The 13801-nt window shown below is 33.8% G+C and carries 9 protein-coding genes; 2 read left to right on the top strand and 7 right to left on the bottom strand.

The genetic code is table 11. The features are described 5' to 3' along the window. Positions 1-51 precede the first annotated feature (51 nt). From EAH81_RS00425 to EAH81_RS00415, 3 genes are all read right to left on the bottom strand, one after another. Positions 52-702, bottom strand: a complete 651-nt coding sequence (locus EAH81_RS00425) for a DUF1349 domain-containing protein (RefSeq protein WP_140502258.1) — start codon at positions 700-702, stop codon at positions 52-54. A gap of 301 nt (positions 703-1003) precedes the next feature. Further along, positions 1004-3220, bottom strand: coding sequence for a glycoside hydrolase family 3 C-terminal domain-containing protein (locus EAH81_RS00420; protein ID WP_140502257.1), 2217 nt, complete (start codon positions 3218-3220; stop codon positions 1004-1006). A gap of 206 nt (positions 3221-3426) precedes the next feature. Continuing rightward, positions 3427-5070, bottom strand: coding sequence for a DUF6377 domain-containing protein (locus EAH81_RS00415; RefSeq protein WP_140502256.1), 1644 nt, complete (start codon positions 5068-5070; stop codon positions 3427-3429). Positions 5071-5281: 211 nt separating this feature from the next. Here EAH81_RS00415 and EAH81_RS00410 point away from each other — a divergent pair, with 211 nt between their 5' ends. Next, positions 5282-5626 carry a 5-carboxymethyl-2-hydroxymuconate Delta-isomerase gene (locus EAH81_RS00410; RefSeq protein ID WP_140502255.1) on the top strand — a complete coding sequence of 115 codons (345 nt, stop codon included), beginning with the start codon at positions 5282-5284 and terminating at the stop codon, positions 5624-5626. A 410-nt stretch (positions 5627-6036) separates the two neighbouring features. Here EAH81_RS00410 and EAH81_RS00405 read toward each other — a convergent pair whose 3' ends face one another. Then, positions 6037-8295 (bottom strand): acyl-CoA dehydrogenase, encoded by a 2259-nt coding sequence (locus tag EAH81_RS00405; protein WP_140502254.1) that lies wholly within the window; start codon positions 8293-8295, stop codon positions 6037-6039. A gap of 754 nt (positions 8296-9049) precedes the next feature. After that, a complete protein-coding gene (locus tag EAH81_RS00400) occupies positions 9050-9967 on the bottom strand; it encodes an EamA family transporter (protein ID WP_140502253.1) in 918 nt (305 codons plus the stop codon). 98 nt (positions 9968-10065) lie between these two features. Between EAH81_RS00400 and EAH81_RS00395 the strand changes: the two genes are divergently transcribed. Then, positions 10066-11484 carry a PLP-dependent aminotransferase family protein gene (locus EAH81_RS00395; protein ID WP_140502252.1) on the top strand — a complete coding sequence of 473 codons (1419 nt, stop codon included), beginning with the start codon at positions 10066-10068 and terminating at the stop codon, positions 11482-11484. Positions 11485-12058: 574 nt separating this feature from the next. Here EAH81_RS00395 and EAH81_RS00390 read toward each other — a convergent pair. Together EAH81_RS00390 and EAH81_RS00385 are read right to left on the bottom strand one after the other, a co-directional pair. Further along, on the bottom strand, positions 12059-13006 hold the full coding sequence (locus tag EAH81_RS00390) for a bestrophin family protein (protein ID WP_140502251.1): 948 nt from the start codon (positions 13004-13006) through the stop codon (positions 12059-12061). 47 nt (positions 13007-13053) lie between these two features. Continuing rightward, entirely contained in the window at positions 13054-13776 is a 723-nt protein-coding gene (locus EAH81_RS00385; protein WP_140502250.1) for a hypothetical protein, read from the bottom strand. Positions 13777-13801: the final 25 nt, after the last annotated feature.

The following is a 13801-nucleotide window of genomic DNA, read 5'->3' as shown; positions in this document are numbered from 1 at the left end:
AATTGATTGTTTTTCATTAATAATTAACAATCAATAATTTATAATTAACAATTACTCTTCGTGTTTTTTTAGCCACTCTAATCTGCGTTGATCCGGTAAGTGTGTTACTTTGAAATTTTCAAATTTAGCTTCAAAACCTTTTCCGTCTGGTGATGCTGCCATTAAACCTACCATAACCGGTGTGTTATCTTGTAATGGAGCATTTCTGGTTAGAATATAGTTTTTATCATCATACGAAAAGAAAACTTCGACAGCATCTAATCTTCTCACGACTTTTATCCATACAAATGGCGGTGCTTTATCCAGAGTCGTAACACTCCAATCGCTTTTATCGTGCGTTACAACAGTGCTTATATTAAATTTTCCGTCAACAAATTCAACTCCGGTTTTAATGTAGTTTTTCTCGTCGATACGAAGCATTAACCCCATTTGATCAAAACGAGCGATATAATTACCGGTTAATTTTACTTTAGCTTCAAATTCTCCGCCATAAGTTGTGTAATAAAAAGGTGCATCGTCAACCGTGAATCCGTAATGCGAAATACGCCAGTAATCACTATTGGCAGTAACATTCATAATCAAAGCATTGTTTTTAATTTCCCATTTTTCAGGTTCATTAAACCATTGCATTTTATTTAAAGTCTGTGCCGAAAGGTTTTGCGCTAAAAACAAAACCATAGCACTAATCACAATTTTTTTCATTTAAATTAATTTAAACAATTAATATTTTTTTCTTTTGAACCATTAAGAGATTAAGAAAAATTAAGTCATAATGCTGAATCTCGTGAATGCCTTAATGTCTTTTATAAGCTTAGTAACCATAAAGCTTAATTTTCTTAATCTCTTAATGGTAAAACCCTTTTAAGCTCAGTAACCACAAAGCTTAATGAAACTTAATGTCTTAATGGTAAAAATTTTTAACCATAAAACATTTTCTAAAAAATAAAGCTGCAACTTTTTACAATTGCAGCTTTACAACCAACCAATTTAGAAATAATAAAAACTATTTAAGTGAGAAACCCACTTTAGATTTTATGTCTGTAGACGATGCACCAATGATCGCTTCAAAGTCTCCTGGTTCAGCAACCCAGTCGTGTTTTTTATCATCAAAAAAGCTTAAAGCTGTTTTATCAACTGTAAATGTTACTGTTTTTTCTTCTCCCGCTTTAAGCGAAATTTTCTCAAAACCTTTTAATTCTTTTATCGGACGTGGCAATGATGATTTCAAATCACTGATATAAAGCTGAACTGCCTCTGAACCTTCACGTTTTCCAGTGTTTTTAACTTTAACAGTAAATGTAATTTGATCTCCAGCCGACATTTGTTTTTTATCTGCCGTTACTTTTCCGTATTCGAAAGTCGTGTAGCTTAAACCGTGTCCAAAAGAGAATAATGGTTTTGCTTTTTGTTTGTCAGCCCAACGATATCCAACAAAAATGCTTTCTTTGTACGTAACATCATCTCCACCAGGAAATTCTCCTAAAGCATGTGCACCATTATCTGATAATTTTACTGGGAAAGTGAAAGATAATTTCCCAGAAGGGTTAACATCTCCCACTAAAACTGCAGCCAAAGCATTTCCTGCTTCTGTACCTAAAAACCAACCTTGTACGATTCCCGGAACTTCTTTTACCCACGGCATTGCCACAGCATTTCCCGAAATATTTACAAAAACCACATTTTTATTTACTTTAACCAATTCTGCAATTAACTGATCCTGACCGTATGGAAGACCTAATTCCTTACGATCATGTCCTTCAGCATCCTGATTATCACTTTTGTTTAAACCTCCAATAAAAAGAACAATATCTGCATCTTTTGCTACTTTTAAAGCTTCTGCAGTTAACTCAGCAGGAGAACGTTTGTCTTCTAAGCTTACTTTTGCCACTACTCCATTATAGTTACTTGTTGGATCTCCAACATAACCACGAGCGTAAACGATCGCAGCCTGATTGCCAATTCTTTTCTTTAAACCTTCAAGTGGTGTAATTTCGTATCTTGCTTTAAGCGAAGAACTTCCTCCACCAACAGTCATCATTTTAATGGCATTCTCTCCAATAACTGCAATTTTCTTAGTTTTAGAAAGGTCAATTGGCAAAATATTATTGTTGTTTTGAAGTAATACGATTCCTTCTTCGGCGATTTTCAAACCTGCCTGAGCATGTTCAGCAGTTCCAAAAGATCCAAAAGGTCTGTTTCTATCCATCGTAGTTAAAAAAGACAGACGTAAAATACGACGTACTTTATCGTCTAATTCTTTAGTTCCAACTTCACCTTTAGCAATCATAGTCGAATATGGTTTTGCTAAATAATAGTTATCATAAGCATTACTGGTTCCCCAAGAAAGTCCGTTGGTCCAAGAACCAAACTCCATGTCCAAACCATTATGAATCGCTTGTTTTGTATCATGAACTCCTCCCCAATCTGAGATTACAACACCTTTGAAACCCCATTCTCCACGAAGAATGTCATTCAATAAATACTCATTATGGCAACAATGTTGTCCTTTGTATCTATTATAAGATCCCATAATTGCCCATGCATCACCTTCCTGAACGGCAGCTTTAAAAGCTGGCAGATAAATCTCGTACAAAGCACGATCATCAACAATTACATTTACTGAATTACGGCCTGTTTCCTGATTGTTTAAAGCGAAATGTTTTACACAAGCTGCAACTCCGTTTGACTGTACACCTTTAATATAAGGAACTACCATTTTTGAAGTCAGGAAAGGATCCTCTCCCATATATTCGAAGTTACGACCGTTTAATGGGCTTCTGTAAATATTAACTCCAGGTCCTAACAATACATTTTTATTACGATATCTTGCTTCTTCTCCGATCGATTTTCCGTATAAAGAAGATAATTCTTTGTTCCAGGTTGCAGAAAGTGCCGTTAACGCCGGAAATGCAATACAAGAATCATTTGTCCAGCCAGCCTGATCCCATTCATCCCATTTAACTTCAGTACGAATTCCGTGTGGTCCGTCAGTCATCCAGTTTTCCGGAATTCCTAAACGTGGTACACCTGGCGAACTAAATTTTGATTGCGCATGAATCATGGCGATTTTTTCATCAGTTGTCATTTTAGAAAGCGCATCTTCTACACGTTCATTAATTGACTTTTTATCATCTAGATAAACCGGAACTTTATTCTGTGCATTCACACCGAAAGAGGCTAACAAAAGTAAAACAACAATTGTTTTAACGTTTTTAAACATAACTATTAATTTATTAAAGCATTTGATTATAATTAAAGGTTGCTGTTCTCGAAAACACCTTTAATAATATTGTAAAGCTAAAACGTTATAGTTCGTGTTGAATTTTTAAACGAAAAAAAGTAGTGAAATAAAAAACTAAATTACTTACAATCAATTATTTAATCAAAAATAATCATCAAAAAAAGTAGTAGTTTTAAAAAAAATATTTAGATTTTTAAGGTAATTAAGCCAATTTTAATGACCATTTCTTCAAAATCATTTCGGGAAACTGCCGCTTTATTTCTTGCTCTTGTGCGATAATTATAAATTGTGCTTAAAGAGTATCTTAAAAATGCTGCAATTTTTACGCTGTCAGTAATTCCAAGACGGATTAAAGCAAAAATACGAAGCTCTGTATTTAACAATTCTCCTTGTTTTAAAACGATTTGTTCCTCAGCAATTAGCAACGCATTGAAATCTTTTACGAAAGTTGGATATAAATTCAGGAATATAATATCAAAATTCTTGTACAATTCCTCCAATTCATTATCAACTAAAGTTGTTGATTTTAAGATTTTATAAATTTCGTCAAATTGTTTGGCTTGCGCTTTCTTATTTAATATAATCCGATAATTTTCTAATTTGTTGATATACGTTGAACATAAATTAAAGAAATGCGCAATGTATTCTTCCTTAATATGATTAGACTCTGATAATTGTGCATTACGTTCCTGTAATTGACTATTAGTTTCAGTAATATCTTTGTTTAATTCAGCTAATTTTTGACTTGTTATAAAAAGCTCACCACGAATTCGGGATACTTTCTTCATTTGTTTGTACACATAAATAATCGCCACAATCAAAAATACTGTCAAAATACTGATGCATAAAAGATACATTTGCAATTGCATTTTTCTTTTGGCTTCTCTTTCTAAATATGCGGTATTAATAATCGAATATACCTCAGACATTTGCAAGGTTCGAAATTGTACATTACAATACAAAGCGTCGGCAATAGCAGATTGTGTTAGTTTGTATGCCATATCGACATCGCCAATTTCATAAAAAACCAAAGCTAATTCCTGCAAAGATGCATTGTCTTTTATAGCATGTTTTATATCTGATAAAGCTGAAAGTGCGTAGTATTTCTTTCTTAATTCTAATTGATGTGTGGTTTCGTATATACTTCCCAAGAGATATCCAATCATTGCGTACTGCACATCATCCTGATTTGCTGTTTCTAATAAACGCATCAATTTTTTCTGGGCGATACCAAATTGCTTGTGATGAATATTTCGCTGAATCACATTGATTTTATATTTCAGCGTCTCAGGATTTAATACCGTCAATAATGAATCGCGATACGTTGCAATTTGCTTGATGTATTTTATGTCGTAACTATTAGCTACATAATGCTCATAAAATTCGCGATAAGCTTCATAATATTCCGGCAGAACTTCTGCTGACAATTGCTTTTTATTGATTGCTTTTAAAATCGCTTCTGATTCTCTATATTTTCCGGAAGAAGAATAAAGTGTTGCTAATTCAAGATTTGCCAGATCTTTTAAATCTTTATTTTGAAGTTGATCTGCAAGTTTCAGATTTTTCTTGACGTACTGAATAGCCGAATCTGAATTGAATTTTAGATATTCTGTATATAAGGTCTTGTTGTAATTATACTCCTGCTCTTTGGTTAAATTATCAGATTTGATTTTCTTGAAGTTCAAAATACGCTCTTCTTTTAACTGAACATAGCGTTCCTTGTTTTTCAGAGCCATGTTTAGCTGCGCCAAAATAGTATCTGTACTATCCAATGAATAAGCAGGTAGATTGACAAGAACAATTATTAGAAATAGAAAATATTTTTTCAAGCTGAGTAAAGATATAAGACTTACAAATATAAGAAAGTCATGCTATAAAATTGAATTATTTATGAAGTCCCATTATTTTATAAATTATTAAAAATCATAACAAAATTTTGAGATAATAACCTTTATAAAAAAAGGTTTTACAAGCAATCAACGGAATGTTTTTATAATTTTGTTAGAGTTAAATTTTTCTCTAATCTAAACCTATATACTCATGCCACATTTTGTTATTGATTGTTCTGAAAACGTAATCCGATTAAAATCTGCAGATGATATAATGCAAGAGGTTTTTAATTCGGCATCATCAACTGATCTTTTTGATGCTTCTGAAATTAAAGTTCGCATCAATCCTTTTGCTTATTATAATAACGGTAATTCTCTGGACGATTTTATTCATGTTTTCGCATATATAATGGAAGGTCGAAATACAGATCAAAAAGCCAAATTATCTAAAGCAATTGTTTCTAAACTGAATGCTATTCTTCCTGAAGTTCCAGTAATTTCCATTAATATTAAGGATTTTGAAAAAGCAAGTTATTGCAATAAAACGATGGTATAGATCTAGATTTTCTTTATTAGTGATATAAAATAATTATATCAAATTGGTTTTTGATATAAAAAAAACTGTTTTTTTGCCCGCGGATTTGATGGATTAAACGGGTTTACACCGATTTTCTTTCTTATAAAACCTTTTGTCAAGGTTTAATTAAACTTTGACAAAGGTTCACGCTTAAATTTAGTCTGCGCATTTTTGTCATCCCGAGGAACGAGGACACGAGCGATAGCGAACTGGCGTAGCAATCTCCGCAAGTAACTAACCCAATCAAAATCGCCAATCTTTGTCGAGCTACTTGCGGAGATCCCACGTTCCTCGGGATGACAAGATGGTGGTAATTCGTCAACTAATAAAAAATCCGTGTAAACCCGTTTAATCCGTCAATCCCGATAGCTATCGGGAGTGGGCAAAAATTAAACAGCAATTGGCGCAGCCAAACAACTCTCCGGAATATTAAATGCATTTACTAATGAAACCGCATCCGGTCGAATATCCCAACAAAGCTGATTGACAATTTTACGAATCGCTTTGGTTTTTACGGCTTCCATATAACCGTCTTCAAGATACCAGCCTTTATTTTTCTCTAATTGCGAAAGCGCATACAACTGATTCAGTTTTGTTAATATCTCTTTCGTCTTTTGATCTTCAACTGATTTTATTGCCAATTGAAATTGTTCCAAAACTACTCGTTCTAAATATGCCTGAGCAACATCGATCATTTGATGCTGTACAACATTAAAAGCATCATAAGGTTCTAAACCTCCGTCAACCAATTTTTTGATACGTCTTGCTGCCGATGCTAATATTGCTTTTTCTCTATGAATAAATGCCTGTAAATGAAATTCTCCGTCCAATAAATGTTCATCATCTGTTCTACGGGTTGCAATTGGGTTTTTCTCTGTAAGTGCCGTTTTTGCATTTTCATATACATAATTGATGATGCCCAAAGATCCCATTTCTCCAAACGATTTTCTAAATTCAGATAAACGATTTTTCGCCACCAATTGCATCAAAACGGTATTATCGCCTTCAAAAGTGGTGTATATTTCCGTGTCATTTTTTAAAGCATCGATTCGGTTTTCGGATAAATACCCTTTTCCACCGCAAGCTTCACGACATTCCTGCAAAATATCTCTTGTACTCCAGGTTGAGTAGGATTTCATTCCGGCTGCCAAAGCTTCTATTTCCTGCATTTCCGATTCGGTTCTGTTTAGAAAACGATTCGTTAGATATTGCAAGGCAAAATGAACTGCATAAGTTTTTGCCAATGGCGGAATCAATCGACGTTGGTGCATTCTGTAGTTTAAAATCGGAACTTCTGATCCGCCTTCGGGACCAAATTGTCGGCGTTGATCGCTGTATCGAATGGCGATTGTCAATCCTGATTTGGCTGCAGCCAAAGCCGAACGCGGAATCCCAATTCGACCTCCGACCAAAGTACCTAACATGGTAAAAAAACGTCTGTTATCACTCGGAATTGGGCTTTCAAATTCTCCTTTATCATTTACAGAAGCAAAACGATCCAGCATATTTTCTTTCGGAATCACAACTGCATCAAAACTTATAGTTCCGTTGTCTACGCCGTTTAACCCCATTTTATGCCCACAATCCCCAATCGTAACACCTTTTAATGTATTTCCGTTTGTATCCCGAAGTGGAACCACAAAAGCATTTACGCCATAATCGTGATCGTCAATAATTAGCTTCGCAAAAACGGTTGCCATTTGTCCGTGAACTGCGGCATTACCAATATATTCTTTTTGGGCATTTTTGTTTGGCGTATGAATTACAAACGTCTGATCGCTATGATTATAAGTCGCTGTAGTTTCAAGCCCTTTTACATTTGATCCATGATGCGTTTCGGTCATCGCAAAACATCCCGGAATTTTTAATGTTCCAATATCTTTTAAGTATTTGGCATAATGTTTCTCAGTTCCCAGCGATTGAACGCTCATTCCCCAAAGTCCAAACTGAACGCCAAATTTTATCACCAGACTCAAATCGTGATAACTTAAGGTTTCCATAATCGCAAAATAATCGGCTATGTTTTCTCCTCCGCCGTATTGCTTTGGATAAGCCATATTTCCCAGATTTTCTTCTGCCAGGATTTTACACCAATTATAAACTGTTTGGCGATATACGTTTATATCTGTCGAAGTTTCGTATGCAAACTCAGGTCTTGAAATAACCGATTTGACTTTCTTGATAATTGCAGCTTCTTTTCCGTCCAGAAGTTCTGTTATTTTCTGAATATCAAAATCACTATTGGTTTGAGAATTTGCGGTAAAAGAACTCGCTTTTGTTTTGAAATTCTGAATTACTTCTTCTCCCAAAACGCCTAAATCATTTTCCAGTTTTATAAAATCAGATTTCAAAGCCGAAATATCCAAGTCTTTTTCTGAAAGTGCCTCGGCAATGTCAAAAATTGATTTTATATCTGCTTTATTCTGAATGCTTTTTTCAATATCCAGTTTCCATTGGGAGAGTTCATTTCGCGAAGGCGGATTTAAAATATCTAATTTAGAAAGAAGTTCTTGTTTTTCTTCGGGCGAAAGCCAGGTCAAATCATTGATAAATTTCTGAATCGTTGTAAACTCTTTTTGAGTCAGTAAATCATCTGACCACACTAAATAAAATAACGGAGTAAAGGCTTGGAGCTTGGTATTTTTCATAAATATAGTTTCAGTTAATTGCCTTTTTGGCTTAATTTTTTGCCACAGATTACACGGATTAAACGGATTTATCTTTAATTATTCACTTTGTGTAATCCTTTAAATCTGTGAAATCTGTGGCATATTTTTTCATACACTTTATTATATAAAAAAACAGGACTGAAAATACTCAATCCTGTTTATATATGCTGTTAAGATTCTGGTAATTTTAATTTAAGTTGATTAAAAAAGAAAAAAAAGTTCGCCACGAATTTCACGAATTAACGCGAATTTTTTTTTCTTCAGTTATACTAGGAAATTTAAAATAATTCGTGAATTGCTTCGCCTATTCACTATTGCTCGGGTCGTGGCGGAAAAAAAGTTTGCAGATTTTGTAGATCAAGCATGTAAAACTAATTTGTGAAAATTCGTGTAATTTGTGGTAAAACTATCCATAAAAAACAGGACTAAGAATACTCAATCCTGTTTATATATGCTGTTAAGATTCTGGTAATTTTAATTAAAAAGAAAAAAGGTTGCCACAAATTTCACGAATGAACACGAATTACAATTATTTTTAAGTATGCAGCAAAGAAAAAAATTCGTGCTCATTAGTGAAATTGCTTCGCCAGTTCGCTATCGCTCGGGTCGTGGCAAAAATACTTTACAAAAACCATAAAAAAACAGGAATGAAACTAATCATTCCTGTTTTGAATATCCTAAAGATTCTGATAATTTAACTTCTAAACCAATAAAAAATATAAACTACCTTTCGTTATTTTAGAACCTTTGGATATTGTAATAGTCTTTGCTTAATAGCAAAAAGATGATGTGAATTAAAAACTAATACTGCAAGAAAAACAATTCCGTATGCCAGAATTTGTATTGGTACAAATTGTTCTTTATATAAAAACATCGCCAATAAAAAGGCTATCATCGGGTTTATATTTAAAAGCATTCCAACTGTTGATGAATTAATTCCCGAAAGCGCATATAAATTAAGGAATAACGGAAAGATCGTAAACAAAATTGCAATGGTTTCGATACAGAAATAGAACTTAAATTCTGTTGGAACCGGACCACTATAAGCCGGATAAAATGGCAATAAAAACAAAGCTGCCATGGTAATATGGAACGTTAGAATTATAAATTTATCAAACCCTTTATTGATACGCTGACTAACTAAATAAGATGCGTATGTAAAACCTATAATGATGCTAAAAAACATATCCATAATATTGGCATACGACAAAAGCAAACATCCTGAAATACTTAATCCAACTGCCATCCATTGCGTTTTACTTAGTTTTTCATGTAAAATAAAATATGCCAGTAATGTGGTTAAAATCGGGCAAACCAAATACGCCAAAGAAGTGGCTTTTACGCTAACATGATTCATAACATAGATAAATGTGAACCAATTTGCCATTAGAAAAACGCTTCCGCCAATATTCAGCAAAACTGTCTTTTTCTTCTCCGCTTTAGAAAATCCTTTAAAGGTTTCTATTGCTTCTTTTATACTTTTTCGTTTGAAAGTAAAAGCAATAAGCAACATTAGAATGCTACAGCTAAAAACACGATAGAATAAAATATCTAATGAGGCATAGTCATGTATTGGTTTTAGAACCAAACTGAAAAATCCCCAGATTACAAAACATGTAATCGCAGCTGTGTAGTATTTTGTTGTTTTCACGGAATGTTTTTTTTGATTTTCTGATTAAACAAATTTCTAAAAAATAAAATAGCAATACAGATACAGTTTTTGTAAATTGCACCATAACAGTTTTTTTTATGAAAAATTCAAATTACTTATATCTTCAGTTTGCTGACCGAATCGAAAAACAGATAAAATCAGGTGTTTTAAATGTTGGGGACAAACTTCCGTCTATACGTGAAGTTTGTGCAGAAACAGGTTACAGTATGAGCACGGTTAGTAAAGCTTATTATGAAGTTGAGAGCCGCTCTTTGATAGAATCCAGACCGCAATCCGGTTACTATGTAAGTAATACTTCGGCAAGAATAATCACTGAACCATCACCAAGCAGTCCTATTTTGAGATGCCAAAATGTTGACAGACAAGATTTGATCGATCAGGTTTACGGTAATATGACGGATCAGAGTATTACAATGCTTTCACTGGGTTTTCCATCAAATGAGCTTCTTCCTATTGCCAAATTAAACAAGGGAATGGTTCAGGCGATGCGTCAACTGCCCAATAGCGGAACGAGTTATGAGCAAGTTAAGGGTAATCCTAATTTAAGACGAGAAATTGCCCGATGGTCTTTTACCTGGGGCGGATCGCTTACGGAGGAAGATATTATCACAATGCCGGGCTGTACAAGTGCGATATCGCATTGTTTAATGACGCTGACCAAACCGGGAGATACGATTATTACTGAAAGTCCTGCTTATTTTGGCATTCTGCAATTGGCAAAATCTCTGGGATTGTACATCATGGAATTACCAACGAATATGACAACGGGAATTGAACTTGAAGCCTTGAAAAAAGCGCTTTCGTCCAAAAAAGTAAAGCTTTGTTTGTTGATGAGTAATTTTAGCAATCCGTCCGGAAGTATGATGCCAAATGAGCATAAAATAGAAGTGGTTAGATTAATGGAGTTTTACAATATTCCGTTAATTGAAGATGATATTCACGGTGATTTGTACTTTGGCACAAGCCGACCAACAAATTGTAAAACTTATGACGAAAGCGGAATCGTGCTTTGCTGTAGTTCGGTTTCTAAAACTCTGGCTCCGGGTTATCGCGTGGGTTGGGTTTCACCAGGAAAGTTTAAAAAAGAAATTTTAAGGAATAAAATTTATCACACACTCTCCTCTCCTACTATTACCCATCAGGTTGTTGGAGATTTTCTTAAAAACGGACGTTATGAAAATCATCTTAGAAAAATACGCCAAATACTGAATCAAAATTGTAATAATTATATCAATACAGTTTTGGAATCGTTCCCGACAGGAACAAAAGTAAGTCAGCCTCAGGGTGGATTTTTTCTTTGGCTTGAACTTGATAAAAGCTTTGATACGGCAGCATTTTATCATCTGGCGATGAAGCACAATATTAGTATTGCTCCGGGAAGAATTTTCTCTTTGCAGGATCAGTTTTCCAATTGTATGCGATTGAGTTTTGGTTTGCCGTGGACGAATGAATTGCGTCAATCGATACAAACGCTGGGAAGATTGGCGGGTAAATAAGTTAATAAATTAAACACATAGAAACATAGTTTTCACACTCTCAAAAAAGACGTTCCACTTATTAAAACAAACATAGTTATGTGTTAAATATTTTTTCACGCAGATTTTAAAAAGATTTAAGCCGATTTGCGCAGATGATTATCTCAAATTAAATCTGCTAAAATCTGCAAAATCTGCGTGAAACAATTTTTTTTAATTCTTTATCACGATAGCTATCGGGAGTATTTTTTTTTAAAATCTATGTTTCTATGTGTTAAAAATAATTTCAGATCATACTTAAAAGCAAAAAGATAACACCGATTACAGTGTTGTCTATGTGCTAATTTTTTCACGCAGATTTTAAAAAGATTTAAGCCAATTTGCGCAGATTATTATCTCAAATTAAATCTGCTGGAATCTGCAAAATCTGCGTGAAACAAAAAAAAATTTAATCCTTTATCCCGATAGCTATCGGGAGCGGCTATTTTTTTATAGCTATGTTTCTATAAAAAAATAATTTAATATCATATTAAAAGCAAAAAGACAACACCAATTACAGTGTTGTCTTTGCTAACAAATTAAAACCAATATTAATTTATAAAACGAAATATGCGTCGTTTTCCGCTTTTTTAGGTACAGGCTTAAGATCAAATTCTTTGATAATATCAAATTCACTTTGAAACTCGTTTAGCATTTGCATCAGATTTTTTTCAATTGTCATCGCAATCATGGTCACAGGTGTATCTGTTGGTCTGTTTTCGAATGGATCCTGTAAATGAATTGCCATTTTTTCGATCAAAAAGAAAGTTCCTCCAATAATGGTAATCAACGGGATTGCAAACCAACTCAACAAACTAATTAAACCAAATGGCAGTAATAAGATGAATAAGCACAAGGTCATTCTGATATACATGCTGTAAGTTGTTGGAAAAATGGTGTTTTTAATACGCTCACATTTTCCCATTGCATCACATAATCTCGTTAAAGTGGCATCAATTTCTACTTGTTGATACGTATTCAAACGTTTGTCTTTTCTGGCAATTCTCAAATCTCTGGCGTGAAGTAACAATATCGCATTTGGGATATTCTGATGATTTTTTACAAAGTTCAACTCTTCTTCGCTAATGAATTCTTTGATCGGTTTTATAGCATCTTTATTTCTCAAGGCTTGTCCCAGACTATAGCACCAGGCGATTTGTCTTTTGGTGAAATTTTCTTTGAATTCATTTGCTTCTACAGAAAAATCCGGGTCTTTGTAAAAAGTCAGCATTTGCCTCACCAAAGTTCTGGACTCGTTTACGATTGATCCCCAAATAATTCTGGCTTCCCACCATCTGTCATATGCCTGATTTGATTTGAAAGCCAATAATAAGGATATAATTGTACCTACCATTGTTGGAATCGCGATTGGTATTTCGACCGCTATGTTGATGAAATAATGATGAAAAATTTCAAACAAAATCGTGTAAGCCATTACCAGCCCCAATTCTACTTTAATTTTTCCAATCACATATCGCATTGGTATTCTTTTCTTTAATAACATATTTTTCGTTTTTAAATTAAAACTATATTTTCGCAGAAGTTTTGGTTTTAAACCAACTCTTCGTATAACGAAAGCACCGGAAGCCCGAGTTTCTCGTTTATATTTTCTTTTTTCGTTTTCTTGAATTTGATTTTCTCTCCCTTACGTGTTTCAACTAACAAATCGATGTCGTATTTTGAAATTGCTTCGGATAAATATGGAGCAAAATTTTCGTAGTTATCATCAAAATTGGCTGTTTGGCTAACAATTTCATAAGAGAAATTTTCGCTCAAAAATTGCTGAACATCCTTAACATGCATATTTGCATTGCCGTTTTCTATATAAAGCGCTTTATTAAAATCATTCTTAGCCTGCTCCAATCCTAAATGTAATATGGGACATTTTTGGTTTCCTGCTAATTGAATTAAATATTGATGAATGCGTTTTGTTTCTTGTTTATAAGAATGCGTCAGAATTAACAATTTAATAGAGAAAACATCAATAATACGCTTGAAAATTGGCGACGAAAGCCCGTATTGATTGTGTACTTTTAATTTGGAATTTGGTGTGTGTTCGATAATGTATCTACAAGTTTCCAGAACTTCTTCCTGACTGGTGGTAAGTCCGGCTCTCATTTCACGAAGAAAACTTGAAGAAGAGAAAGCGTCCGGAGTATCAGAAACCAACATTAGAATAATTTCGCAATTTGATTCTTTTGCTTGGTTAATTGCTGACTTTACAGCGCAAATAGTATCATCTTTTAAAGTAGTGGGTATAAGGAAATTTTTCATAAGTATAATCGTTTAGTTTATACAT

Source organism: Flavobacterium pectinovorum (genome assembly GCF_006438875.1).
Classification (GTDB): domain Bacteria; phylum Bacteroidota; class Bacteroidia; order Flavobacteriales; family Flavobacteriaceae; genus Flavobacterium; species Flavobacterium pectinovorum_A.
The sequence above is the reverse complement of the archived record's forward strand: the minus strand, read 5'-3'. Positions and strand labels throughout refer to the sequence as shown.

Bases quoted from the DNA above. Each gene is read 5' to 3' on its own strand.
- EAH81_RS00410 (WP_140502255.1), top strand. From the start codon at position 5,282: ATGCCACATTTTGTTATTGATTGTTCTGAAAACGTAATCCGATTAAAA.
- EAH81_RS00395 (WP_140502252.1), top strand. From the start codon at position 10,066: ATGAAAAATTCAAATTACTTATATCTTCAGTTTGCTGACCGAATCGAA.
- EAH81_RS00425 (WP_140502258.1), bottom strand. From the start codon at position 702: ATGAAAAAAATTGTGATTAGTGCTATGGTTTTGTTTTTAGCGCAAAAC.
- EAH81_RS00385 (WP_140502250.1), bottom strand. From the start codon at position 13,776: ATGAAAAATTTCCTTATACCCACTACTTTAAAAGATGATACTATTTGC.
- EAH81_RS00405 (WP_140502254.1), bottom strand. From the start codon at position 8,295: ATGAAAAATACCAAGCTCCAAGCCTTTACTCCGTTATTTTATTTAGTG.
- EAH81_RS00420 (WP_140502257.1), bottom strand. From the start codon at position 3,220: ATGTTTAAAAACGTTAAAACAATTGTTGTTTTACTTTTGTTAGCCTCT.
- EAH81_RS00390 (WP_140502251.1), bottom strand. From the start codon at position 13,006: ATGTTATTAAAGAAAAGAATACCAATGCGATATGTGATTGGAAAAATT.